Source organism: Novosphingobium olei (genome assembly GCF_037076535.1).
Classification (GTDB): domain Bacteria; phylum Pseudomonadota; class Alphaproteobacteria; order Sphingomonadales; family Sphingomonadaceae; genus Novosphingobium; species Novosphingobium olei.
Map to the genome: position 1 here is coordinate 1690627 of NZ_AP029021.1, position 25123 is coordinate 1715749.

23 protein-coding genes and 2 riboswitches are annotated in these 25123 nt (G+C 65.8%); of the genes, 9 read left to right on the forward strand and 14 right to left on the reverse strand.

Annotated features, from left to right (window positions below; genetic code table 11):
* Window positions 1–49: 49 nt before the first annotated feature.
* The 4 genes from AACH40_RS07990 (at window position 50) to AACH40_RS08005 (ending at window position 6361) form a co-directional block, all read left to right on the forward strand.
* Complete coding sequence (locus tag AACH40_RS07990) at window positions 50–1315, forward strand: efflux RND transporter periplasmic adaptor subunit (protein ID WP_338645429.1); 1266 nt, start codon at window positions 50–52, stop codon at window positions 1313–1315.
* Window positions 1312–4497 carry a CusA/CzcA family heavy metal efflux RND transporter gene (locus AACH40_RS07995; RefSeq protein WP_338645431.1) on the forward strand — a complete coding sequence of 1062 codons (3186 nt, stop codon included), beginning with the start codon at window positions 1312–1314 and terminating at the stop codon, window positions 4495–4497. The genes AACH40_RS07990 and AACH40_RS07995 overlap by 4 nt, the downstream gene beginning before the upstream one ends.
* Window positions 4497–5951, forward strand: coding sequence for an efflux transporter outer membrane subunit (locus tag AACH40_RS08000; protein WP_338645433.1), 1455 nt, complete (start codon window positions 4497–4499; stop codon window positions 5949–5951). Before AACH40_RS07995 ends, AACH40_RS08000 begins: the two co-directional genes overlap by 1 nt.
* Window positions 5952–6040: 89 nt before the next feature.
* A complete protein-coding gene (locus tag AACH40_RS08005) occupies window positions 6041–6361 on the forward strand; it encodes a hypothetical protein (protein ID WP_338645436.1) in 321 nt (106 codons plus the stop codon).
* A gap of 103 nt (window positions 6362–6464) precedes the next feature.
* Here AACH40_RS08005 and katG read toward each other — a convergent pair whose 3' ends face one another.
* From katG to AACH40_RS08065, 12 genes are all read right to left on the reverse strand, one after another.
* On the reverse strand, window positions 6465–8657 hold the full coding sequence (gene katG, locus AACH40_RS08010) for a catalase/peroxidase HPI (protein WP_338645438.1): 2193 nt from the start codon (window positions 8655–8657) through the stop codon (window positions 6465–6467).
* Between the two features lie 84 nt (window positions 8658–8741).
* Window positions 8742–9314 (reverse strand): NADPH-dependent FMN reductase, encoded by a 573-nt coding sequence (locus tag AACH40_RS08015; RefSeq protein WP_338645441.1) that lies wholly within the window; start codon window positions 9312–9314, stop codon window positions 8742–8744.
* Window positions 9311–9649 carry a GNAT family N-acetyltransferase gene (locus AACH40_RS08020; protein WP_338645443.1) on the reverse strand — a complete coding sequence of 113 codons (339 nt, stop codon included), beginning with the start codon at window positions 9647–9649 and terminating at the stop codon, window positions 9311–9313. Before AACH40_RS08020 ends, AACH40_RS08015 begins: the two co-directional genes overlap by 4 nt.
* A gap of 75 nt (window positions 9650–9724) precedes the next feature.
* Window positions 9725–10234 (reverse strand): bifunctional adenosylcobinamide kinase/adenosylcobinamide-phosphate guanylyltransferase, encoded by a 510-nt coding sequence (gene cobU / locus AACH40_RS08025; RefSeq protein ID WP_338645445.1) that lies wholly within the window; start codon window positions 10232–10234, stop codon window positions 9725–9727.
* Window positions 10231–11688: a cobyric acid synthase gene (locus AACH40_RS08030; protein ID WP_338645978.1), complete on the reverse strand. Its 1458-nt coding sequence runs from the start codon at window positions 11686–11688 to the stop codon at window positions 10231–10233. Before AACH40_RS08030 ends, cobU begins: the two co-directional genes overlap by 4 nt.
* Window positions 11676–12590: an adenosylcobinamide-phosphate synthase CbiB gene (gene cbiB / locus AACH40_RS08035; RefSeq protein ID WP_338645447.1), complete on the reverse strand. Its 915-nt coding sequence runs from the start codon at window positions 12588–12590 to the stop codon at window positions 11676–11678. Before cbiB ends, AACH40_RS08030 begins: the two co-directional genes overlap by 13 nt.
* Window positions 12583–13566 (reverse strand): threonine-phosphate decarboxylase CobD, encoded by a 984-nt coding sequence (cobD, locus tag AACH40_RS08040; RefSeq protein WP_338645449.1) that lies wholly within the window; start codon window positions 13564–13566, stop codon window positions 12583–12585. The genes cbiB and cobD overlap by 8 nt, the downstream gene beginning before the upstream one ends.
* The gene (cobS, locus tag AACH40_RS08045) at window positions 13563–14330 is read right to left on the reverse strand and encodes an adenosylcobinamide-GDP ribazoletransferase (protein ID WP_338645452.1); all 768 of its coding nucleotides are present in this window, start codon (window positions 14328–14330) and stop codon (window positions 13563–13565) included. Before cobS ends, cobD begins: the two co-directional genes overlap by 4 nt.
* Window positions 14282–14848 carry a histidine phosphatase family protein gene (locus AACH40_RS08050; RefSeq protein ID WP_338645454.1) on the reverse strand — a complete coding sequence of 189 codons (567 nt, stop codon included), beginning with the start codon at window positions 14846–14848 and terminating at the stop codon, window positions 14282–14284. The genes cobS and AACH40_RS08050 overlap by 49 nt, the downstream gene beginning before the upstream one ends.
* 2 nt (window positions 14849–14850) lie before the next feature.
* The gene (gene cobT / locus AACH40_RS08055) at window positions 14851–15870 is read right to left on the reverse strand and encodes a nicotinate-nucleotide--dimethylbenzimidazole phosphoribosyltransferase (RefSeq protein WP_338645456.1); all 1020 of its coding nucleotides are present in this window, start codon (window positions 15868–15870) and stop codon (window positions 14851–14853) included.
* Window positions 15867–16274, reverse strand: a complete 408-nt coding sequence (locus AACH40_RS08060) for a DUF1636 domain-containing protein (protein ID WP_338645459.1) — start codon at window positions 16272–16274, stop codon at window positions 15867–15869. Before AACH40_RS08060 ends, cobT begins: the two co-directional genes overlap by 4 nt.
* On the reverse strand, window positions 16274–18220 hold the full coding sequence (locus tag AACH40_RS08065) for a TonB-dependent receptor plug domain-containing protein (RefSeq protein WP_338645461.1): 1947 nt from the start codon (window positions 18218–18220) through the stop codon (window positions 16274–16276). Before AACH40_RS08065 ends, AACH40_RS08060 begins: the two co-directional genes overlap by 1 nt.
* Before the next feature lie 212 nt (window positions 18221–18432).
* Window positions 18433–18624: riboswitch (cobalamin riboswitch) on the reverse strand.
* 58 nt (window positions 18625–18682) lie between these two features.
* A riboswitch (cobalamin riboswitch) is annotated at window positions 18683–18884 on the forward strand.
* A gap of 218 nt (window positions 18885–19102) precedes the next feature.
* Here AACH40_RS08065 and AACH40_RS08070 point away from each other — a divergent pair.
* The 3 genes from AACH40_RS08070 to AACH40_RS08080 are packed head-to-tail and all read left to right on the forward strand — an operon-like array spanning window position 19103 to window position 21578.
* Entirely contained in the window at window positions 19103–19672 is a 570-nt protein-coding gene (locus AACH40_RS08070; protein WP_338645463.1) for a hypothetical protein, read from the forward strand.
* Window positions 19669–20283 (forward strand): cob(I)yrinic acid a,c-diamide adenosyltransferase, encoded by a 615-nt coding sequence (gene cobO, locus AACH40_RS08075; protein WP_338645465.1) that lies wholly within the window; start codon window positions 19669–19671, stop codon window positions 20281–20283. Before AACH40_RS08070 ends, cobO begins: the two co-directional genes overlap by 4 nt.
* A gap of 2 nt (window positions 20284–20285) precedes the next feature.
* Window positions 20286–21578 (forward strand): cobyrinate a,c-diamide synthase, encoded by a 1293-nt coding sequence (locus AACH40_RS08080; RefSeq protein WP_338645980.1) that lies wholly within the window; start codon window positions 20286–20288, stop codon window positions 21576–21578.
* Between the two features lie 12 nt (window positions 21579–21590).
* Here AACH40_RS08080 and AACH40_RS08085 read toward each other — a convergent pair whose 3' ends face one another.
* Entirely contained in the window at window positions 21591–22265 is a 675-nt protein-coding gene (locus tag AACH40_RS08085; RefSeq protein ID WP_338645467.1) for a hypothetical protein, read from the reverse strand.
* The gene (locus AACH40_RS08090) at window positions 22262–22690 is read right to left on the reverse strand and encodes an RNA polymerase sigma factor (RefSeq protein ID WP_338645470.1); all 429 of its coding nucleotides are present in this window, start codon (window positions 22688–22690) and stop codon (window positions 22262–22264) included. The genes AACH40_RS08085 and AACH40_RS08090 overlap by 4 nt, the downstream gene beginning before the upstream one ends.
* Window positions 22691–22833: 143 nt before the next feature.
* Here AACH40_RS08090 and AACH40_RS08095 point away from each other — a divergent pair, with 143 nt between their 5' ends.
* Together AACH40_RS08095 and AACH40_RS08100 are read left to right on the forward strand one after the other, a co-directional pair.
* Window positions 22834–24078 (forward strand): S8 family serine peptidase, encoded by a 1245-nt coding sequence (locus AACH40_RS08095; RefSeq protein ID WP_338645472.1) that lies wholly within the window; start codon window positions 22834–22836, stop codon window positions 24076–24078.
* 99 nt (window positions 24079–24177) lie between these two features.
* Window positions 24178–25038: a hypothetical protein gene (locus AACH40_RS08100; RefSeq protein ID WP_338645474.1), complete on the forward strand. Its 861-nt coding sequence runs from the start codon at window positions 24178–24180 to the stop codon at window positions 25036–25038.
* Window positions 25039–25123: the final 85 nt, after the last annotated feature.

Below are 25123 nucleotides of genomic sequence, written 5' to 3' on the forward strand. Positions count from 1 at the left end.
TGGCTAGCGGGCTTGGCGGGCGGACCCCCACCAAATTCATGGCTTTCCGATGAACTTCCTCAATACCGTCCCGGAACTGAGCCGGAAGCAGCAGCTGCGGTTACTCGCGCTGGCAGTCGCGGCTGTGGCCGCCATGTTCGCAGCGTTCGCCGGCATTCGGGCGCTCGTTCGTCCGAAGCCTGTTCCGGTCGCCTCGCTGCCGCAGGGCGAAGTTCAACTGACGCGCCAGCAGATGGCGAGCGTGACGATCGCAACGGCGCGCGCCGACGACGGCGTAGAGCGCACCGGTGCCAGCGGCCAGATCGCCGCAGACGAAACGCGCAGCACGCCCGTGTTCCTCCCGTATTCGGGGCAAGTGCTGAAGGTCATGGTCCAGAACGGGGACCGGGTCACGCCCGGCGCCGTGCTCTTGCGGATCAGGACGAGCGATATCGTCGATGCGCGCAATGCGCTGTTCGCGGCCGAAGCACAGCGCGCCGGGGCAGCAGCGCAAGCGCGGGCGGCAGCGGACAATGCCCGTCGCGCCGAGGAAGTCTATCGGGAAGCGGGCGGCGCGCTCAAGGATCTGCAGCAGGCCCGTAGCGATCTCGCCAACGCGCAGGCTGCCTTGCGCATTGCCGAGTCCGCGGCCGCCGCCGCCAGAGACAAGCTGGTCGTGTTCGGCAAGACTCCGGGCGAGATATCAAGGTTGGGCCGGGCAAGCGACATCGGCGGGCTTCACGCCGACACCAACCTGCGGGCGCCGATCGGGGGTGTCGTGGTCACCCGGTCCGTTGCCGATGGACAATATGTCACGAGCGGAGGGACCCAACCGGCCTTCGTCATCGCGGACCTGTCCCGCGTCTGGCTGGTGGCGCAGGTGCCCGAAACCAGCGCGGCACGGATCCATGCTGGCGATCGCGTGGAAGTTCGCACGACCGCGCTGCCCGGCCAGACGTTCGACGCAGTGGTGGACAATGTGGCGGCCCAGATCGATCCGGTGTCTCATCGCCTTACGGTGCGCGCCACCATCCCCAATCCGCAAGGTCTGCTCAAGCCGCAGATGTTTGCCGACTTCGTGATCAAGTCGCCGGGTTTGAAAGTCTCGGGCCAGCAGCCGGCGGGCGGCGCTTCGGTGCCCGACGATGCGGTTATCCATGAAGGCGATTCCGCGCGCGTGTGGGTCTATCTCGGCAACGGCAGGGTTGTGGCGCGGCCGGTGATCACTGGACCCAGCCACGACGGCGTCGCCACCATCATTTCAGGCTTGAGACCAGGCGAAAGGATCGTCACGAGCGGCGCGCTGTTCGTCAACGAGGCGGGGCTGCACGGATGATCGGGCTCGTCCGGCTCGCGCTTCGCCAGCGCCTTACCATCGTCGGCTTCTTTGTCGCGATGGTGCTTGCGGGCGGCATAGCCTTCTACAACCTCAACATCGAAGCCTATCCCGACCCGGTCCCGCCGATGGTGGAGATCGTGACCCAGAGCTCGGGCCTGTCTGCCGAGGAGATGGAGCGCGGCGTGACCGTGCCGATCGAGGTGCAGATGGCCGGCCTGCCGCACATGACGGCGATCCGGGCGATCTCGCTGTTCGGCCTGTCCGACGTGAAGATCCAGTTCACGTACGATTTCAATTACGATCAGGCACAGCAGCAGGTCATCAACCGCCTGTCGCAGCTGCCGCCCTTGCCGGGTGGTGTCGTCCCGGCCATCTCGCCGACGAGCCCCGTGGGCGAGATCTATCGCTACCAGATCAAGGCGCCGCCGGGATATTCGGTAGAGGATCTCAAGACGTTGCAGGACTGGGTGCTGCAGCGCCGCTTCAAGGCGATCCCCGGCGTGATCGACGTGACGGGATGGGGCGGCAAGCTGCGCAGCTATGACGTGGTTGTCGATCGGGACAAGCTCGCCGCGCATCACACCACGGTCGGCCAGGTCATTTCGGCCCTCTCGCACGCGAACGCCAACGTCGGCGGGCAAACGATCAACTTCGGCGCGCAGAGCGCGATCGTCAGGGGGATCGGCCTGATCCAGTCACCTGACCAGATCGGCTCGACGCTGGTGAGCCGTGATGGCGACGTACCGGTGCTGGTGCGCGACGTGGCCGAGATCAAGATCGGCAACCTGCCGCGCAACGGCATCGCCGGGCTGAACGATCAGGACGATATCGTCCAGGGCATTGTCCTGATGCGCCGTGGCGCGGAGTCCATGCCGACGATCAAGGCGGTCAAGGCCGAGATCGAGCATATCAATTCAAGCGGCATTCTGCCGCCGGGCGTCAGCCTCGAGCGGATTTATGACCGATCCGACCTGATCGGCGTGACCACCCACACGGTCATGGAGAACCTGGTCGCCGGCGTGCTGCTCATCTTCTTCCTGCAGTGGGCGTTTCTGGGCAATCTCAGGAGCGCGCTGATCGTGGCAGCGACAATCCCCTTTGCTCTCGCGTTCGCAGTGCTGATCCTCACGCTGCAGGGGGAATCGGCCAATCTGCTGTCGGTGGGCGCGCTCGATTTCGGCCTCGTCGTGGATGCCACGGTGATCATGGTCGAAAACATATTCCGCCACATGGCCGAGCGATCGCATCACGTGACAAACCATGAAGGCGAAGGCGCACACTTCACCTTTGCCAGCCGCATATCCGCTGTGCTCGCCGCTTCGAGCGAGGTCAGCCGCGGAATCTTCTTTGCAGCGGCGATCATTATCGCAAGCTTCCTGCCGCTGTTCACACTCACCGGCGTGGAAGGGCACATCTTCGGCCCGATGGCCAAGACGTATGCTTACGCCATCCTCGGCGGCCTGATCGCGACATTCACCGTTGCTCCGGTGCTGGCAACGATGCTCCTGCCCGACCGGTTGAGCGAAGTCGAAACGTGGATCGTAAGCCGTCTGCGCCGGATCTACGAACCCGCGGCAAGCTTCGCCTGGCGCAACCAGGTGCTTGCGATCGGCGGCGGAGTGGTGCTGGTGGTTGGCGCGCTCATCGGAGTGCGCTCGCTCGGTGTCGAATTCCTTCCCCATCTCGAGGAGGGGAACCTCTACATCCGCGCTTCACTGCCGGCATCGATCTCGCTGGAGGCCGGCGAGCCGATGGCGCGGGCCATCCGCCGCGACATCATGCGCAATCCCGAAGTCCTGGCGGTACTATCCGCCCATGGTCGCCCGGACGATGGCACCGATGCCACCGGCTTCTTCAACGTCGAATACTTCGTCCCACTCAAGCCCTTCGACGAATGGCCTTCCGGCATGGACAAGGAAAAGCTCGTGGCGGACATGTCGCGCAAGCTGGCTGACAAGTACCCCGGCGTGGACTTCTCCTTCTCCCAGATCATCGAGGACAACGTCGAGGAGGCGGCCTCCGGGGTAAAGGGCGCGAACTCGGTCAAGCTGTTTGGCCCCGACCTTGCCACGCTCGAGAACCTGGCGGGCCAGATCCGTGACCAGATGGCCAAGGTGCACGGCATCGTCGACCTTGGCATTTTCCAGTCGCTGGGGCAGCCGACCGTCCGGGTCGACGTCGACCGCATCAAGGCCGCGCGCTATGGCCTGACTGTCGATGACGTGAACCAGACGGTGCAAGCCGCGATCGGTGGTGCCAGCCCGGGGGATCTCTACGAAACGCACACCGACCGCCACTTCCCGATCATGGTTCGCCTGAAATCCGACCAGCGTGACAGTCTGGAAGCGGTGAAGCGCATCACGGTCGGTGCCACGGCAAGCGATGGCAGCACGATACAGGTGCCGCTGTCCGATCTCGCCAGCGTGACGCTGACCAGCGGCGCATCCTTCATCTATCGCGAACACCAGTCGCGCTATATCCCGATCAAGTTCTCGGTGCGCGACCGCGATCTCGGTAGCGCCGTGGCAGAAGCACAGCGCAACATCGCCCGCAATGTGACTTTGCCACCCGGCTATACGCTCGAATGGGCGGGCGAACTCGCCAACCTGGAGAACGCCGTCCATCGCCTTGAAATCGTCGTGCCGATCAGCCTGCTGCTGATGCTGGGCCTGCTCTACGCAAACTTCGGCAACCTGCGCGACACGCTGCTCTCGTTCAGCGTGATCCCGATGGCGATCGTTGGGGGCGTGCTCGGGCTTCTGCTCACAGGCACGGCGTTCTCGATCTCTGCCGCGATCGGCTTTGTCGCGCTGTTCGGCATTTCGGTCATGGACGGCATCCTTGTGGTGACCAATTTCAACCAGGCCATGGACGAAGGCGCAGAGCGCGAAGATGCTTTGCGGACGGCGACAACGAACTCGCTGCGCCCGGTGGTGATGACGTGCCTTGTGGCAGCCATCGGCCTGCTGCCGGCCGCACTGTCGACGGGCATCGGCAGCCAGGTGCAGAAGCCGCTCGCCTTGGTAGTTGTTGGTGGCATGACGCTTTCGCCGGTGCTGATCCTGCTGGTCCTGCCCCTGCTGATCGCGCGCTTTTCGAGCCGGCTGCACGGTGGCAACCCTGCGGAAACGCGTTCGGACGAGCCTGATAGTGCAGAGCTGGGCGAGGGGGCTGTCTGATGCGCGCCTACCTCACGCCATTGGCATTGGTTTGCCTCGCCAGCCCGGCCTTTGCCGCAAAGGGGGACAGCACCAATGTTCCCGTGCCACCGACCTTGGTGGGCACCGCGCCGGAAACCGTGCTCAGCAAGCCGATTGCACCTGCCAGTGGACCTGCGCAGACAGTCGTGGCCGCGGAACGGGTAGCGCCCTCTTGGTGGCACGCGTTCGGGAGTATCGCGCTCGATACGCTGGTCGATCGCGCGCTCCTTGCCAACAACGACATTGCCGTCGCCAAGGCCAATCTGGCCCAAGCCCACGAGCTTGCCCGTGCAGCCCGTGGCGGAGCCCTGCCTCAAGCCGACCTTGGCTACAACGTAGAGCGCCAGCGCCTTTCGCGAACGCTTTCCTCTCCGTTGAACGATCCAGCGCCGACCGTATTCTCGCTCCACACCGCGCAAGTCAGCGTCAGCTATGCCCCTGATCTGTTCGGCGGCAACGCGGCAAGGGTCCGCTCTGCGAAGGCTGCAGAACGCGTGGCGGCCGAGCGGCTCGTCGGACAGCGCAACATGATTGTCGCGAACACCATCCTCGCCGTGATCCAGAACGCCATGCTCGAAGCGCAGGAAACAGCGGCCAGCACAGCGCTTAACAGCAATCGCGAACTGCTTGACCTTACCCGCCGCCGCGAAGCACTCGGAGCCGTCGGTAAGGCCGACGTCGCGGCGCAGGAACTTGCCCTCGCATCGGCCGAAACCACGCTCGCCGGGCTCGAACGGGTGCGCAGGACGAACCTTGCCGTGCTGTCGGTACTGCTTGGGGAGGACCCGGGTACAAACCTGCCCTCATTACCCGCCTTGGCCGATCTGCGCCTCCCGGATCGTCTGCCACTGGTCCTGCCATCCGATCTGTTGGCGCAGCGACCCGATGTCGCGGCGGCCGCAGCGACGCTCGAAGGGGCAGGGGCCGACGTCAAGGTAGCCATCGCCGCGCGGCTACCCGTCCTCTCGCTCAGCGCGACAGCGGGCGGCACCGCGCAGACCTTCTCCGACATGTTCCGGGATGGCAATCCGTTCTGGACGCTGCTCGGTGGGTTGACCGCCCCACTGTTTCACGGCGGCGCTCTGAAGCACCAGCAGAAGGCAGCCGAGGCGGCCCTGGAAGCGGCAAAGGCAAATTACCGGGCCACCGCGCTTCAGTCGTTCGCCGACGTATCGAACGCGTTGACGGCGCTCGCCACCGATGGCGATGCGCTGGATGCAGCCAAGCGCGCGGACGACGCCGCGAGCCGCAACCTCGACTATGCCCAGCGGCGCCTCAGAATCGGTGTCGGCGGAACGTTCGATGTATACGTGGCGAACGCAGCCGCCCAATCCGCGCGAAGCCAGGCGATCAGCGCCATCGCCATGCGGCTGTCGGATTCGGTCGCCCTGTTCACCGCGTTGGGCGGCAATGTGCAGGCAGAGCCAAAGTGACGCACCGGCCGACCATGAACAGATTCCACGCTTTTACAGCGCTTGCGGCGCTGGCCCTATGCTCTTGCGCGCCCGAGGTTGCCGTCCCCGTGAAGCTTGAGGCGGGCGCTGCCGATCCGTTGCATCTTCATCACGTCAAGGCGCGATCTGATCGCGATGGCGTCCTTGTCTCGGGACAGGCCGATGGCCCGCGTCTTGGGTACGCACATCGCGGCGGCGTGGTCATCACGCTCGACGCGGGCTCGGAAATGCCATTTCAGCAGCGCTGTGTTGAAGAGCCGATCTCTCGCCGCAAGGATCCCGTGGGCTCGTTCGCGGTGCGCTTTATGAACGTCCCGCCGGAACAGGTCCGTGGCGTCACGGTAGATGTCCGCGCTGAATGCCCCAAATTATCCCGTCTCCCGAATTGAAATCGGTACAACCGAGCTTGAATGGTCGCCTGGCTCAAGCGCAAATGACCCCGGGGAGGAGATCCCCGGGGTCATCACCTTCACATGGTGTTCTTGAAGACGGTCAGGCGATGTCGAACCTGTCGGCATTCATCACCTTCACCCAGGCGGCGATGAAGTCGTCCACGAACTTCTGCTCGTTCCCGATCTCCGCGTAGACTTCGGACACGGCGCGAAGCTGCGAATTCGATCCGAAGACGAGGTCGGTCCGCGTCGCCCGCCAGCGCTCCTCGCCCGTTGCGCGGTCGGTGCCGACGAATTCCTCGTCCCCGCTTTCGTCCACCGTCTTCCACTTCGTGCCCATGTCGAGCAGGTTGACGAAGAAGTCGTTAGTCAGCAGCCCGGGCCGGTCGGTCAGCACGCCGTTGCGGCTGTTGCCGGCATTGGCGCCGAGCACCCGCAATCCACCCACGAGCACGGCCATCTGCGGGATCGACAGTCCCAGCAGATGCGCGCGATCGAGCATGATTTCCTCGGTCTTCACCGTCTGCTTGGTCGCTAGGTAGTTGCGGAAGGCATCGGCGCGAGGTTCGAGCACGGCGAAGCTGTCCGCATCGGTCTGCGCCTCGCTCGCGTCGCCGCGACCGCCTGTGAACGGCACCGTAACGTCGAACCCGGCGTCGCGTGCCGCCTTTTCGACCGCTGCCGACCCAGCCAGCACAATCGCATCAGCCATCGAAAGGCTGCCGCGCAATTCGTCGATCCGGGAGAGGACGCCTGCGAGTTCCTGCGGATCGTTGACCGCCCAATCCTTCTGCGGTGCCAAGCGAATGCGTGCACCATTGGCACCGCCGCGGTGGTCCGATCGGCGGTAGGTCGATGCCGAGGCCCAGGCCGCCTTGACCAGTGCCGAGATCGGCAAGCCGCTTGCAAGGATCGCGTTCTTGAACGCTGCGACATCGTCTTCAGAGGGTGTTGTCCCCGCTGGCACGGGATCCTGCCAGATCAGGTCTTCAGCCGGAACCTCAGGGCCGAGGTATCGGGCCTTGGGCCCCATGTCGCGATGGCACAGCTTGAACCAGGCGCGCGCGAAAGCATCATCGAGTGCCGCCTGGTCGTCACGAAAGCGCTCGGAGATCTTGCGATATTCCGGGTCCATCTTCAGCGCCATGTCCGCGGTGGTCATCATCGTCGGCACGCGTCGGGATGGATCACGGGCGTCGGGGGCCATGTCCTCCGGGTCCGGGTTGATCGGCTGCCACTGATGCGCGCCGGCAGGGCTGCGAACCAGTTCGAACTCGTACTTGAACAGCAGGCGGAAGTAGTCGCCGCCCCATTGCGTCGGGTTCGGCGTCCACGCACCCTCGATGCCGGAGGTCGTGATGTGTCCCTTTTCGATCTGGTCGGCATCCGTCGCCCAGCCAAAGCCCATCAGCTCCATAGCTTCGGATTCGGGCGCGCCGCTCAGCTGGTCGGCCGGCACCGCGCCGTGTGCCTTGCCAAACGCATGACCACCAGCGGTCAGGGCGACAGTTTCCTCGTCGTTCATGCCCATCCGCTCGAACGTGACGCGCATGTCGCGGGCCGATTGGAACGGGTTGGGGATGCCGCCGGGTCCTTCCGGGTTCACATAGATCAGGCCCATCTGGATCGCGGCGAGGGGGGATTCTAGCTCCCACCCCTTGTCGGGCTGGATACGGGTCTGGGCACCGGTGTCGACCCAGGCTTCTTCGGTACCCCAGTAGATGTCGCGCTCCGGCTCGAAACTGTCGGGGCGCCCACCGCCGAACCCGAAGACCGGCCCGCCCATTGATTCAATCGCCACGTTTCCGGCCAGGATGAACAGGTCGGCCCAGCTGATGTTCTTGCCGTACTTGCGCTTGATCGGCCATAGCAAGCGGCGCGCCTTGTCCAGGTTGCCATTGTCTGGCCAGGAATTGAGTGGCGCAAAGCGCTGCTGCCCGCTTCCCGAGCCGCCGCGACCGTCGGCCGTGCGGTAAGTGCCGGCCGAGTGCCAAGCCATGCGGATGAAGAACGGGCCATAGTGCCCGTAGTCTGCCGGCCACCAGCTTTGTGAATCGGTCATCAGCGCGCGAAGGTCGGCCTTGAGAGCTTGATAATCCAGCTTCTTGAACACATCGGCGTATTTGAATTCCGTGCCCATCGGATCGGGGGAAGCGCCATTCTGCGTCAGGATGTCGAGCTGCAGGGCACCGGGCCACCAGTCCTTGTTGGTTCGCCCCAGCAAGGCACGCACGCCGCCATCTTCGGCCTGGAACGGGCACTGCCCGCGCATTTGTCCGGTTGTCTCGTTCATCGCGCTTCTCCACTTCCTAATTGCAGCGAAGGTAACGGGGCGCCTGTGATTTGAGAAACGACTAAAGATGGATATAATAATTGATTACGTCGATTTAGCGCGCCCGCGATCGGCTAAATAGCTGACAAAGCCGGCGATAAATCGCTCGATCTGGTCTCGGGTCTCCTGATCGATGACCTTGCCATCTTCGCCGATCACCTTGGCGGCATGCGACACGAGCAGCCGCCCTCCCGGCCACAGATCGACGCCCAGCGTGCGCAGCACCGGGAGCCAGTGGTTCTGCGACAGGATCGTCCCGAATCCTCCCGGAGAAGCGCCGATGATCGCAAAGGGGCGATCCTTGAATACGCGCGCCGAATCCTCCGGTGGACGCGATGCCCAGTCGATGGCGTTCTTGAACACGCCGGGAATGCCATTGTTGTATTCGGGCGTCCCCAGGATCACCCCGTCCGCGGTTGCGACCGCCTCTTTCAGCGCCGCCACCGGTCCCGGGATGCCATCAGCCTCTTCGACATCTGCATCATACAGCGGAACGCCATGCAGCGTGTGCACGTTTAGAGTAGCGCCGGCCGGCATCAGCTCGGCCGCTGTTCTCAGCAGGGCGGTGTTGAAAGACGCACTTCGCAGGCTTCCGGAAACTCCGATCAGGCGGATCACGATGCATGCCCTTTCTGAATGGAAGGGACTTCGCCTGGGCCGACGGTCATTAGCTCCTGCCATTCGGGATGCTTGAGGTACCGCGCCCGTACATACGGGCACAGCGGGATGATGCGAAACCCGCTGCTGCGGGCATCTTCGATCAGGAAGTCGACAAGCGCGGCGGCCGCTCCCGTACCGCGCAGCTCATCCGGCGCGCCGGTGTGGTCGGCGCTGATGAGCCCGGGCCCGCGATGGGTGAAGGTCAGTTCGGCTTCGGCGGAAATGCCGGTCACTTTCGCCACGTACCGGCCGTGACGGCCGTCGTCTTCCTTGGAAATGGTGATTTCGGTCATCGTGCACTCCGGTCTAGGTCACCCATCGCACAAGTCGCCGACGCATAATCGAGTTGTGTCCTGCTGGACTGGCGCTCACTTGATCTGGAGCGGAATGCCCGCGACGGTCAACACCACCGAGCAGCAATGCCGGGCGATTTTCTGGTTCAGCATGCCCGCCTCGTCGCGAAACGCGCGGGCGAGCGCGTTGGTGGGGACAATGCCCATGCCGACTTCGTTGGCGACAAGGACCACCGGTCTCGGGCACCGGGTGATCGCCTGGACAAGTTCGTCGCCGGCAATGGCAACGTTGCGTTCGGCCAGCATGATGTTCGACAGCCATAGCGTGAGGCAATCGACAAGGACCGCACCGTAATCCGGTCCGATGTTCTCAAGCATCGCAGGCAGTTCGAGCGGAGCTTCGAAAGTGCACCATCGCGGACCACGATCTGCCTGATGTCTGGCGATCCGGTTCGCCATCTCTTCGTCGAAGGCCTCCGCCGTCGCGACATAGGCGAGCGGCCCGTGATGCTTCTCGGCCAAAGTCTGCGCATGCGCGCTCTTGCCCGACCGCACGCCCCCAACCACAAGCACTGCTTCGCTCATGGCCGATATCCTGCGATGTTCAGCAAGGCAGGAATATCGAGGTGTCGTTCCAGCGCGTCGGCCAGCTCGTCTAGCGCGGTGTCGATGCGATGGGTGTGATCGACGCCGTCACTGCCGGCCTTGAGCAACGCCAGAAGCTGGCCGCGAAAGCCGGGCGCCGAAAGCAGGCCGTGGCAATATGTGCCGAACACGCGCCTGTCGGCCGACATGGCGCCATCCCGCCGTCCGTCATCCAGCACGGCGAACGGGCGGTAGCAGTCTGGTCCCGCGGTCACGCCCATGTGCATTTCGTATCCATCGAATGTGCCTCCCATGGCGGCCCCCGATACCGGCATCAGTGCCTTGCGGGACGTCAGCGTCGTTTCGACGTCGAGCAGAGCCAGGCCCTCGGCAGCCCCGTTCTCCCCTTCGATACCGGTGGGGTCGGCAATGCGGCGGCCGAGCATCTGGTATCCCCCGCAGATCCCGAGGATGACGCCTCCGGCACGATGGTGGGCGATTACGTCGATGTCCCAGCCCTGGGCGCGCAGGAAGGCCAGATCGGCAAGAGTCGCTTTTGAGCCGGGCAGGACGATAAGGTCCACCTCCCTTGGGATTGGCATCCCCGGGGGCACCATAGCGACATCGACATCAGGCTCCTGTCTAAGGGGGTCGAGATCATCGAAGTTCGAGATCCGGGGAAGGATAGGACAGGCAACAAGACAGCGTCCGCTCGCTACAGAAAGTCCCCTTTCCAGGATCACCGCGTCTTCGCTCGGCAACCGGGCAACAGCCGGTAGCCACGGGACGACGCCCAGCCCTGGCCAGTCGGTCAGACGTTCAATGGCCCGATATCCATCGGCGAACAGCGCCGGATCGCCGCGGAACTTGTTGATGATGAAGCCGCGGATCATCGCCGCATCCTCGGGATTGATCACCGCCCGTGTGCCGGCGATCGCGGCGATGACGCCACCCCGGTCGATGTCGCCGACCAGGACTACCGGAACGTTTGCCGCGCGGGCGAAGCCCATGTTGGCAATGTCGCCCGCGCGCAGGTTTATCTCCGCCGGACTTCCTGCTCCTTCGACCAGCACGATTTCCGCACGGGCGCAAAGGCGCGCATGGCTTTCCAGCACCTCGGGCAGCAGCGGGCGCCGACCTTCGAGGAAGTTCGCGCTGCCAAGCGTGCCGCGAACCTTGCCTTGGACCACCAGTTGCGCGGTCCGGTCCGCCTGTGGTTTCAGCAGAACCGGATTCATGTCGGTATGGGCCTGCGCTCGGCACGCCATCGCCTGCAACGCCTGCGCGCGCCCGATTTCCCCGCCGTCGACGGTCACAGCGGCGTTGTTGGACATGTTCTGCGGCTTGAACGGCAGGACGCGAAGCCCGCGGTTGGCAAGCGCACGGCACAAGCCTGCGACCAGAACGGACTTGCCCACGTCCGAGCCGGTTCCCTGCAGCATCACCGAAACCATAGCGCTCCTATCCCTGTCATGATTGCCAGCGCGATCCACGCGCGCCGGTAGATCAAGATGGCACGGGCAAGATCGGCCATGCCGGGCGCGACGCCATCGCCGATCCATGGCTTGTCGTACACCACTCCGTCATAGCGGACCGGTCCTGCAAGCCGAACGCCAAGAGCTCCCGCCATGGCAGCTTCGGGCCATCCCGCATTGGGTGATGCGTGTTGCCCATGGTCGCGGCACAATACTCTCGCGCCCTTGCCAGCCACCACGACGATCAGTAGCGCGGAAAGGCGGGCAGGGATCAGGTTGGCCAGATCGTCTAAACGCGCGGCGGCCCAGCCATAGGCGCGATAGGGTTCCTCGATGTGGCCAACCATGCTGTCGGCCGTGTTCGCCGCCTTGTACGCATACGCCAGCGGCAGCCCGCCAACGGCGAGCCAGAACAGGGGGGCGAAGACGCCATCACAAAGGCTTTCTGCGAGGCTTTCGATGGCGGCGCGGGCAATGCCATCTTCGCCAAGTTCATGCGTATCGCGGCCGACGATCCTGCCGAGCGCAGCACAGGCGGCGGGGAGATCGCCGGCGCGCAGGGCGGCGAGGATCGGGCGGAGGTGATCGTCGAGGCTGCGGGCGGCGAGCGTGGGCCAGGCGGCGAGGGCGAGCAGCAGATGAGAATCCAGCAGCGTCTGAAGGAGCAGCCCAAGCCCAGCCGCCGCCCCGATCAGGAAGATCTGCGCCACGATGCCAAGCGTGCGGCGCGGCAGCCCGATTCGGTTGAAGCGCCTGTCGCAGGCCGCGATGAGCCGCGCGGCGAGACCCACCGGATGCCCGACGAGGTGGTAGAGCCATCGTGGCCAGCCCAGCACTGCTTCGAGGGCGAAGGCGAGTGCGATGGCGAGCGGGTCAGCCATCGCGCAGTGCCCGGTCGAGCCGCGCGAGTGCGAGGCCATCGGCGGGGACGCCGAAGCGCAGGTGGTTCGGGTTGTCGGCGAAGGGACGGACGAGGATGCGGGCGCGGGCAAGCCGTTCAAACAGCGCAGCCGCATCCGGCGTGACGACTAAGCGGAACAGCGGGCTGGCACCCATTCCGATCAACCCGTGGCGGTCCAGCATGGCATCGAGCGCAACCGCCCGCGCCGCCAGATCGATGCGTGCCTGCGCGATCCAGCTCTGGTCCCGGTATGCCGCCGACGCGATCCTGAGCGCTGCGGCGTGAAGCGGCCAATCCCCCATGGCTCTGCGCAGCGATGCGATCAGCAGCGGCGGCGCGATAGCGAAACCGAGGCGCAGGCCGGCGAGCCCGAAGAACTTCCCGAAAGAGCGCAGCACGACGAGGTTGGCTCGTGCAGCGACGTTGCCCGCGACGCTTTGCGCAGGGGTTGCATCGGCAAAGGCTTCATCGACGACGAGCCAGCCATCCCGTGCCGCGATCCGGTCGTGCCACGCCAGAAGAGCCGAGCCGTCGCGCAAGGTTCCATCCGGGTTGGCCGGGTTGGCGATCATCACAGTGGCCGCAGCACCGGGATCTTCGCCGAACAGAATGGGAGCACTTTCGGCGAAGGCATCGACATGGGTGCGATAGGTTGGCGGAACGGCCCGGCCGGGAAGCGCGATCAACCGCGCGAGCAGACGCATGCCCGCTTCGCTTCCCGGCATGGCGCAGCACAATTCCGGAGCACATCCGAAGTGTGCGGCCGCCGCAGCCTCCAGCTCCACCAGCGTTTCGGGGGAGGGTAGATTCGCCCATTCGACAGGCCCCGCTTTGGCAACAGGCCACGGCCGGGGATTGATCCCGGTGGAAAGGTCGAGCCAATCCCTGCGTGAACCGCCATAGCGGCGCGCGGCCGCATCAACTCGACCGCCGTGCTGAAGAAGCGCGAAAGTCATCGGGCCAGGACCAGCGCGAGCAGGAGCGCAGTTTCGACGAGTTCGATGCCCGCGCCGTGGCCGTCGCCCGAGATACCGCCGAGCCTGCGCCTAAGCCACAAACCCCAGCCCCAAGCGACGACCGGTGCGATCAGCAACGCGGGCGCGACAAGCACGCTTGCCGACAGCAGCAGTGCCGCCCACGCTGCAATGTCTCGCCAGCGCACCGCAGCCCCGAACAAGGTTCCAAGTCCCTTGTGAAGCGGTGGCAGGACAAGCGCCCAGCCGAGTGGTGCGGTTCGTGCGATCATCGGCACAAGGATCAGGGCTGGTGCCGAGAGGGTAACACCAGGGGCGGCAAGAGCGTGGAGCAGCACAAGCTTGGCAAGGCATTGCTGGACGATCGCGACGACACCGAAACTTCCGATATGCGGATCGGCCAGCACCTGTGACAGGCGGGACTTGTCGGCATGGCTCGCCCCTGCCGCATCGGCGATGTCGCCCAGACCATCGAGATGAAGGGCGCCGGTGAAAAATATCCATGACGCCAGCCCCACGCACGCCGCGACCCATGGATCTACCATCGATCCGACGAAGAAGGCTGCGACAAGGCAAAGCCCAACCGGCAATCCCGCAAGCGGAAACCATGGAAATGCACGCGCAAAATCACCTTCGTCCGGAACGGAGTGGGGCAACGGCAACCGGGTCAGGAAGCGGACCGCCAGAAGGGGGCCGTTCACGTCTGCAAACCCGTGACCTGCGCGGTGGGGATGCTGCCCTGCCATAGGCGAAGGCTGACCAAGGCGGCATAAGGTAGATCGAAAGCCCACACCTGTCGGTGATCGAGGCCAAGCAGGAGTGAGAGCGCGGCCCGGATCGAGCCGCCATGCGCGACGACCAGCGTCGGTCGATCGATTTCGGCCAGCGCGGCTGCAACCCGGCTGCGAAGGTTTGACCAGCGTTCACCATCTGGGGGGGGGTTACGATCCGGGTCTTGCCAGAACCGGGCGAGGGCTTCGCGCGGCAGGCGTTCCGGCGTCTGTCCATCCCAGTGGCCGAAATCGAGTTCGCGCCAACGAGCGTCGAAGTTCGGCACCAGCCCAATAGAGGCGGCGATACGGGCGGCGGGAAGGGCCGCGCGGGCCAGATCCGACGCAACGACGGCAGCGATGTCCAGCCCTTCTGCCCGAGCGAAGCATCGATCGATCCCGGCAGGCAGTGGCGCTTCGTCGGTGCGGCCAAGCATCAACCCTTCGCGGATCGGTGCGCCGTGACGAAGGAGGTGAACAGTAATCTCTCGCATCGTCAGCTGGTCCCCGCGCTTACCGCGGCTTCTGCAAAGGTTGCCATTTCCCCGTGCGTGGCGAGCGCTGCGCGCACGATGTGCGCCGCCACGGCAGCGCCCGAACCTTCGCCCAACCGCATGCCGAGATCGAGCAACGGGACAAGCCCGAGACGCTCCAGCAAGGCGCCGTGCGCGCCTTCGGCCGACCGGTGCGCAGCAAGGCAATGGTCGACCACGGCGGGATGCGCTGCCGCAAGGGTTGCCAAGGCCGCGCTGGCGATGAAGCCGTCAAGCAGGACGGGGATGCGCGCGTGGCGGGCAGCGAGCATGGCGCCCGCCATGGCGGCAATTTCTCGCCCGCCCAGCCGGCGCAGCGTTTCGAAGGGTTCGGTGCAATGGGGCCCGTGAAGCGCCAGCGCCTGCGCCACGGTGCGGGCCTTGCGATCGAGCGCCTCCGCGCCGACGCCTGAGCCGCGCCCCACCCAATCCTGCGCGCTACCGCCATAGGCGATGGCAGCCAGGGCCGCTGCCGGTGTGGTGTTGGCGATACCCATTTCGCCCACGATCAGCAGTTCCGCATCCGCCGGGACTGATGCCGCGCCGGCGGTCAGCGCGGCCAGGCATTCTTCCGTTGTCATTGCCGGGCCCTCGGCGATGTCTTCCGTCGGTCGGTCGAGATTGAGTGCATGAACGGCAAACGAGGCGCTCAAGGCGCGCGCCAGCGCGTTGATTGCCGCACCCCCTGCCTGGAAGTTGGCGACCATCTGCGCGGTGACGTCGGCCGGGAAGGCGCTGACACCTCGGGCGGCGACGCCGTGGTTGCCGGCAAAGACCGCGATATGGATGCGATCAACCCCGGGGCAGGCAGTCCCCTGCCACCCGGCCATGAACAGCGCGATATCTTCGAGCCGCCCGAGCGATCCCGATGGCTTCGTCAGCTCAGCCTGACGCTCCGCAGCATTCACGATGGCGTCTGCATCGGGCGCGGGCAGGTTGCGCAAGGCGTCCCCGAAGGCCGCAGGATCGGAAAAGGCGATCATGCGCAGACGTATCCTTCGGGTGGCGTGCGAGTGATGAAGTGTCCTTTCACCCCGTCAGGCCATTGCGCGTAGGCAACGACGCCCTCTTCGCTCTGCCCATGGCGCGCCGCGTAACCGAGGATGGCCTTGGCCGCTTCGGCATCGGGGGTGAAGCCGCCGAGGACATAGCCGATCTTGCCGGCTTCGCGGATGTGGACGACGCAATGGCGGGTGCAAGCGAACAGGCAGGGCATTTCCTGCACCGCAACGCCGGCGAGCGTGGGGTCTTCCTCCTGCGCCTGGCGCAAGGCCCGGGCGAGCAGCGCGCCACCGCGCTGCCCGCCTTCGTCCTCGCGCGCGTCGGCGGACAGGCGGCAGGTGTTGCACACGACCACCGCCGGACCCGTTTCGACCGCGCGCAGCATCAGAAGCGACTCCGCACGCCGAGGTACGCCACACGGCCAAGGCTGCCGTAGCCGCTGGCGGTTTCGTAGCGCACGTCGCCCACGTTTTCGACCCTGCCATAGAAAGTCAGGCCGGATGCCGCCTGCCATTCCGCGCGCAGATCGGTCAGCCAGTAGCCATCGAGCGTGGTAGTCCCGGTCGCGCGGTCGAACGTCTGCCCGGCATGCCGCACGGCGACGCTGGCGCGGAGGCCCTTGAAGGCGCCTTGGGCAAGGTCGATGCCCGCCTCTGCATTGGCGAGATGGCGCGGCACGCGCGCAAGCTGGCGGCCGAACGAGGCGCTGCCGCTGGTGCGGTCCTGCGCTTCGATCCAGCTGTAGTTGCCTTCGGCGAAAAACACGCCCAGGCGCGCCGAGGCGGCGATTTCCAGTCCGCGCGCGTGGGCCTTGCGGACGTTGGCGTAGTAGCCGAACCGGGTTGTGGTGGTACCGGGAACGTAGCAGGCCACCGGCAAGGTTCCGCTGGTGGGGCAAAATGCGAAGTCGATCAGGTTGTCGGTATCGCGTTCGAACCACGTGGCCGATGCGCGCAATGCCTGGCCCAGCGCCTGTTCAGCGCCCACTTCCCATCCGCGTGCTCTTTCGGGCTGAAGATCGGCCGCACCGTACAAGCTGAACAGCTGGTAGAGCGAGGGCGCCTTGTACCCCTCGTCATAGCTGGCGCGCAGGATCGTCTGTCCCTTGTTGGGAGTATATACCGCGCCCGCGCTTGCCACGGTATTGCCGCCGAAGCGCGACTGGTCATCGTGTCGCAGGCCACCGTTGAGGGTGAGGCCGGAGAGCGGGGTCAGGCGCAGTTCGCCGTAGACGCTGTTGGTATCGGCCTTGTTCGGTGTGAGCGCGTAGGGCTTTGCATTGTCTCCCGGCGAGGCGGTCGTCATGCGCTGCTCTTCGCGTTCTGCTCCGAACACGACCTGCGCGGCGGGCGAGAAGGCGAACGTGCCCTGGTATTCGTAGCGCCGAATGCGCCCGTGGGCATCGAAGTTCAGCTGGCGAATTTTGCGCGCCGGATCGTAGTTGGTGCGGTCGGTCTCGGTCTGGAGGAAGGCGACGCGGTTGGTGAAGCGGCCATCGGCCAGCGCGAAGTTGAGTCCGGCATAGCCCGACCATTCGCTGGTCAGGCCAAAGGCCGCACTGTCTCCCGACGTGCCGTCGAAATCGTTGCGGGAATCCGACCAGTAGCCGCGCAGGTCCAGGCTGACGGCAGGGGCAAGGTGGACGCGCGCGGTGCCGTTGGCGGCGGTGCGGCGATAGCCGTCGGGCTCGGTGCCGTTGGAGCGGGCCGAGATGCCGTCGGTTGTGAAAGTCGATCCAGACAGGCGCCAGTCCACGAGAGCGGATGCACCGCCGATGCCGGCCTTGGCGGACACGGTCTGAAGCCCGCCGGCTTCTGCGGCAAAGCTGCCCTCGAGCGGCTTTTCTGGCGAACGCGTCGTCACGTTGACCACGCCACCGATGGCATCGCTGCCCCACAGGATCGACTGGGGGCCGCGCAGGATCTCGATGCGTTCGAGATCGTCGATGAACAGGTTGGAATACCCGTACCCCGCGGCGGTGGAGGACGGATCGGCAAGGCGCATGCCGTCGATCACCATGACCGACTGGCCCGCATCGGCGCCGCGGATGCGGATCGAGGTGGCGGTTCCATAGCCACCGTTGCGGGTGATGCTGATGCCGGGCGTGCGGACGAGGATGTCGGTGAGGGCGATGGGCTGTTCCTGCCGGATCGCCGCTTCGTCGAGCACGGTGACGCTGGAGGAGACGCGATCGCGCTCCACCGGGGTGCGCAGGGCGGTGACGACGATGTCGGGGCCGGGGGCGACCTCTTCCGGGGCGTGCTGGGCATGGGCCGCAGCGGGCGAAAGGAGAGCGGCTGCGAACAGGGTACGGGTAATGATGCGAGACATGATGGTCCCTTCTGGCAAACGGCACGGGGCCGCGCCTTTTCGGGACGCAACGGGGCGACGCCATGTCGCGGATCGCCGGGCAGGATGCCGGCACGACAGGACGCAGCCCGCGCGGCACGAGCCGGCGAGGCGGTTGCTGTCGTTGCGCGAGGGATGGTCCGCCTGGATGAGCTGGGCGGCAACCTCGAACACCCGGTGCACCCTGCCCGGATGAAGAACGACTGCGGCAGGCAGGTCTCCTGGCTCACGGGTCAGCGCCGGTCCGGCCGCCTTCTCAGAACCGTGAAGTCCCAATGGCATAGTGGCCGGATGGCTCGCCGCTTACAGTTGCAGGGGCAGCCCGGGGCTTTCACCCGAGTTCCCTTTTGATCCCCTTGCGGGGAACCTGTCGCGAGGCGGGCAACTATCGTGCGTTGCGCCATTGCGCAAGGCATCTTGCTTGCGCGATCGGCACTTTGCGCTTATCCCTTGACCCGCAACGGGTGCCCGAGAGGGCTTAATCGGGAAGTCCGGGCGGCGGTAATCCGCCACAATCCGGCACTGCTCCCGCAACTGTAACCGGTGAGCGCATCGCCATCATGCCATTGGGGCCACGGCCCTGAGAAGGCGGCGAAAAGCGCGGCGATCCGGAAGTCAGGAAACCGGCCCTTGCCGTCGTTCCTTCGCGCGGGCGGGATGTACCGGGCGGACGAGGGACCTGCCGCGTGCCGTGGCAGGATCAGCCCTTGGCGGACGACACCAGTGTGTTGTGTCGACAAGGGGAGCCAAAACCCGTGTGCCAGTCCTGATCGCATTACCCGCGCAAGGCGGCGCGCAAACGCGCGTGCGGCTCCCTGGCGTTCGACGCCGTCCCTTCCATTCCATCACGAGGAACTTCTGACGATGGTCCGTCAAAACCGATTCGATCTTGCCGTCTGGGCCGCGCTTGCCGTGGTCATGCTCGTCACGCGTACGCATTCGCTGAGCAATGTGATGCACTTGCCTGACACCAGCCTCGCCAGCTTCTTCGCGCTGGGATACCTGGTGCGCAACCGCATCGCCTTTGCCGGACTGTTCGGCCTTGCCTTCGCCATCGACGTGGTGGTGATCTATGTGATGGGCGGTTCCGGCTTCTGCTTCACCCCGGCCTACGCGATGCTGCTGCCCGCCTATGGCGTAATGTGGGCTGCGGGACGCTTTGCGGCCCGGAAGCTGCCGATCACGGCAAGTTCGATTGCGCCCGCCGCGCTGCTGGTGGCGGTGGCCACGCTGGTGTCCGAGCTGATGTCGAGCGGCGGGTTCTACTTCCTTGGCGGCCGGTTCGAGGATCCCACGCTGACCGGCTTCGCACCGCGCCTGTTGCGCTATTTCCCGCCGACGTTGTTCGCCACGCTGGTGTGGACGTCGGCCGCTGCCGCAGCGGTCGCTTTGGTTCCGGCGCTGCGCCCGGCAGCGCGTGAAGCCGCGCAATGAGCGAGAACGACGACGTCGCGCGCGATCTTGCCCACAAGGCGCGCGCGCAGAAGCACAAGCAGGTGGTCGACGCGAAGATCGCGGCGGCCACCCGCGACAAGGGGCTGCTGCTGGTTCTGACCGGCAACGGCAAGGGCAAGTCGTCCAGCGCGTTCGGCATGGTCGCGCGCACGCTCGGCTATGGCCGCAAGGCCGCCGTGTTCCAGTTCATCAAGGGGGCGGAGAACGTGGGCGAGCGTGCCTTTTTCGCCAGCCATCCCGACGTGATCTGGGAAAAGTGCGGCGAAGGCTTCACCTGGGAGACGCAGGACCGCACGCGAGACATCGCCGCGGCGCGTGCCGGTTGGGAAAAGGCCAAGGCGGCGCTGGCCGATCCCGACATCAGCCTGGTCGTGCTCGACGAGCTGACCTACCTCGTGACCTACCGATACCTGTCGCTGGATGAGATCATGCCTGCGATCGAGAAGAGGCCAGAGATGCAGCACGTCGTCATCACCGGCCGCGCCGCCGATGAGGCGCTGATCGCGGCCGCCGATACCGTCAGCGCGATCCGCGACGTGAAGCATGCCTTCCGCGATGGCGTTCGTGCGCAGGAAGGAATCGACCGGTGAACATGGCCGCATCTTGCCCTGCGCTGATGGTCGCCGCGCCCTCGTCGGGGCAGGGCAAGACGCTCGTCACCGCCGCGCTCGCCCGTGCCCATGTTCGGGCCGGGCGGCGCGTGCGCGTGTTCAAGTGCGGGCCGGATTTCCTCGACCCGATGATACTGGAAGCGGCGAGCGGAGCACCGGTTCACCAGCTGGACCTGTTCATGGTGGGAGAAGGAGCATGTCGCGCGCTGCTGCAACGTGCCGCCGGCGAATCCGACCTGATCCTGATCGAAGGCGTGATGGGGCTGTTCGACGGCGCTCCATCCGCCGCCGATCTTGCCGCGATGTTCGGCGTGCCGGTGCTGGCCGTGATCGACGCATCCGCCATGGCGCAGACGTTCGGAGCCCTTGTGCATGGCCTCGCGACATGGCGCGATGATCTCGCTGTTGCAGCGGTGCTGGCCAATCGCGTCGGCAGCGAACGGCATGCCGAAATGCTGGCAGAGAGCACACCCGAAGGCTGCCAGTGGCTGGGCGCGCTGCCACGCGATCCTGCGGTCGGTCTGCCCGAGCGACACCTCGGCCTTGTCCAGGCCGAGGAGATTGGCGATCTGCAGGCAAGGCTTGATCGTGCCGCTGACCTGCTGCCCATCGATGCGCTGTGGTTGCCCCTGCCAGTTACGTTCGCTGCACCGGAGCAGAGTCCGATCCCGCGTCTGCTGGATGGGCGAACCATCGGCGTAGCCCGTGACGAGGCCTTTGCCTTTCTGTATCCGGCCAACATTGCCTTGCTGGAAGCGATGGGGGCGAGACTTGCCTACTTTTCGCCGCTGCGCGCATCCGCGCTGCCGGCCTGCGACGCGATCTGGCTCCCCGGTGGCTATCCCGAGCTTCACGCGGCACAACTTGCTGCGAATGCACCCATGCTACAGGCCATTCGGGCGCATCATGAAGCGGGCAAGCCCATCGTCGCCGAATGCGGGGGCATGCTGTTTTGTGCAGAAAGCCTGACTGACGGTGCGGGGATCAGCCACGCCCTGCTTGGTATCCTGCCGGGACAAGCTGCCATGCAACCGCGTCTCGCTGCGCTGGGCCTGCAAGCCTTGCCGGCTGCAGGAGGAGACCTGCGGGGCCACACGTTCCACTATGCCCAATTGGAAACGCCACTTGCGCCGCAAGCGGTCGCACGCAGTCCGGATGGCCGCGCGGGAGAGCCCGTGTTTCAGATGGGGTCGCTATGGGCGAGTTTCCTGCACGGGTATTTTCCGTCTGCACCGCACGCGGTTGCAGTAATGTTTTGCGGGCAGGGCTCCTGAACTTTCAACCGATCAGCGCCTGCTCTGCCAGCCATCGGCGCGCGCCCGCGTCTCACCCGCTGCATCGAGCGCAGGACCGTCGGCCATTTCCTGCACGAACTGCATGATCTCGGCCGGCGAAGCCGCCTGACGATACTCGGAAGCGGGCCCTTCGCCTTGCCCCATGTGTTCGAGCTTCCAACCCAGATCATCGCGGCAGGCTATGCCGTTGCGATCAGGTGCCGCAAAGGCGCGGCAGTACCGCCCGTCATGCGCGCGAAAGCTGAGCAGGATACGGCTCGGTTCGTTTCCGCCTTGCTGCGTAGCAAGGCGCTGATCGAGCATCGTTGCAAGCTCCGGCGAGGCGTAGCCCTGCTGCGGAGTGGCCGGGCGTATCAGAATTGCGGCAGCGATCGACGCCGCGAGGGCAGGGGCAGCGATCCATATCCAGCGCCGCCGCTTTGCCTTTGCCGCGGCGAAATCGACCACGTTCGAGCTTTCCTGCAGCAGGCGCAGGTGCTGCGGGTTCGCCGGTTCGTCGATCAGCGCGCCGAAATGCGCCGATAGCCGGGCCCGAAGCGCCTGGTGTGCAGCGACCTGCGCCTTGAGTTCGGGCGATCCTTCCACCGCGCGGGCGACTTCATCCGCATCAATGCCGGTCAGCTGTCCGTCGGCGAAGGCGGCAACCTGTTCGGGGGTGGGCGTCATGCGGTTTCTCCCAGTCGCGCCAGCAGCGCATCGCGCCCCCTTACGAGCCGTGAATTGAGCGTGCCGACCGGGCAGCCGATGATGTCGGCCGCTTCCTTGTAGGAATAGCCTTCGACCATGACGAGGATGACTGCCTCGCGCTGCTCGTCGGGCAGGTGCGCGAGCGCGCGATCGACGTCCGAGAGCATCGCGGTCGCCTCCTGTCCGCCGTCGCTGCCGATATCGCCCCCCAGCTCCTCGGCTATGAACGTCTGCCCGCGCCGCGTTCTGGCGCGCACTTCGTCGATCCACATGTTCCGCATCATCCGGTAAACCCAACTGTCGAGGCGAGAGCCATCCTGCCATTTCGTCCGGTTGCGCAAGGCGCGCTCGAGCGTTGCCTGGCACAGGTCGTCCGCTTCCGAACGGTCACGCGACAGGCCCACCGCGAAGCGTCTGAGCCGCGGCAGCAGTTCGAGCAGGGCACTTGCAAATGGATCAGACAGGGCTTTCGACCTTTCTGCAGGATGCAACGGACAAGGCCGTACGTTTCATCCATAGCCAAGCGAAAATGTGAGATTGACGAGGCATGCACAAGAACCTGATCCCCGGCGCGCTGTTCCTTGCCACGGCCTCGGCACCCGTCGCAGCGCAGATCGCGATGCCGGTGACAGCGCCTGTCTCCGGCGGCGCGCTCGATTCCGCGATCGGAACGGTCGCGCAGACGGCAAGGCGGGCGCTTGACGGCTCGATCAGCGGGCTTGAAAGCCTGCCGGAGCGGGCGTCGCGGGTGGCGCGGGATCGGGTCGAGCGCCTGTCGCAGTTCGTGCGCGAACGGCGCGACGCGGTGGAGCGCGACAGCCACGGGGAACCCGCCCGCAAAGGCGTGCTTCTGATCACGGACCCGCCCGCGGATCTTTCGCAAAGATTGGCAGGTTCGGGATTCAGCGTGACCGGGATCGATCAACTTGGCGATGTCGGGATCGCCGTGGCGGCAGTGCGTGTGCCGGAGGGCTTGCCGCTCGCCAAAGCCGAAGCGGCGCTGCGCCGCCTGATGCCTGATAGCGAGATTTCAGCCGATACGCTGTCTTTCCAGAGCGGCTCGGCTGCGGCAGCGCGTAGCGGTTCTCCCGGACGTCTGACGGCAGCGCCCGAGATTGCGGCGCCGGTCGGCATTGTGGACGGAGGCGCCGCCGGCGCGGTTGCCGAACAGCGGGGGTTTGCGCTGGGCGCACCGATGCCGAGCGCCCATGGCAGCGCCGTGGCATCCCTTCTGCAGGGCGCCGGGGTGCGGCGCGTGCTAGTGGCGGATGTCTATGGCAAGGACCGCGCCGGTGGATCGGCCTTGGCGATCGCACGGGCGTTCGACTGGCTAGTCGGCCGCGGGGTGCGTACGATCAACATCAGCCTTGTCGGGCCCGCCAACCCTGTTCTGGCCAAGGTCGTCGCCGCAGCGCAGCGGCGCGGCGTCGTCGTTGTGGCGCCGGTCGGCAACGACGGTCCGGCTGCGCCGCCAGCCTATCCGGCATCCTTTCCGTTGGTGCTGGCGGTAACCGGGGTGGATGCGCGCAACCGTCCGCTGATCGAGGCGGGGCGCGCGCTTCATCTCGATTACGCAGCGCCCGGGGCGGACATGCGGGCGGCAAACGCTGCCGGGCAGATGGTGCCGGTGCGCGGCACTTCGTTCGCGGCACCGCTCGTCGCGGCCCGCGCGGCCGCGGCCACGGGGCAAGACGTGCGCCAGGTGCTGGATCGCGAGGCAGTGGATCTTGGCCCGCGCGGGGCTGACGGCAGTTTCGGACGCGGCCTGATCTGCGGCCAGTGCAGGCGGTGAAAAAATCGTGCGGGCGATGGATTAAGCGCACCCCGGCATCCGTTTCTCCTTTCGAAGGACACAAGCGACGTGTCCGCCAATCGATGAAAGGATGATCTGATGCGTACTATTCTTGCAGCTTCGGCCGCGATGCTGATCGTTGCCACGCCGGCCCATGCGCAACTGCTGGGCGGTGGCGGACTTGGCGGTGGGCTGGGCGGTGGTCTGGCCGGTGGTCTGGGCGGCACGCTAAGCGGCGCTACGGGCGGCACGCTCAATGGCGGTCCCCTTGGCTCGACCATGGATTCGGTCGAAAGCTCGACCACGGGCCGCGTTCGCGGATCGGGTTCGGCTTCGGCGCACAAGTCGGTTGATCGCAAGAGCGGCAAGGTCCACGCCGATGGCAGCGCGGACGGCTCGCTTGCTTCGACGACGAACACCAGCCTTGCCACGACGACGGGACCGCTGAACGCGGCGTCCTCAATCACCGGCTCGCAGTCCGCTTCGGGCAGTGGCTCGGGATCGATCGACGGCCAGCTTGTCGGCACCGACGCCGTAAAGTCTGCCGCCGGTTCGGCCCGCAGCACCGCAACCGGCACCGGACAGGCGCTCGTTTCGGGCACGCGGAACGCAGCAGGTTCGGTTGCCAGCACCGCGCAGGGCAGTGCGAGCGGAGCCGGTTCCTCGGCGGCTAACCTGAGCGGCGGCAGTCTGGCGCTGGCAGGTAGCGCGGCTTCGTCGGCCGAGGGCGCATTCTCGGTGAGCAAGGGCATGAGCGTGCTGGGCCCCGATGCCACCAAGCTCGGGACCGTAACCCAGGTGGTCAGCGACGCGCGCGGCCATGTCGAAGCGCTGGTGGTGAAGGTGCGCGGGCAGAAGGCCACGCTGCCCACGAGCAACTTCAGCGCGAGCGGCAATGGACTGGTCTCGGCCATGAGCGCGGCCCAGATCACCAAGTCGGCGTCGGGATCGACCAACTGACGCAGGACATCGCCAGCAAACGCGAGTGACGGGAAGGGGTGCCATGACGGCACCCCTTCTTCGTTGCGGACGGGCGGAGAGGATA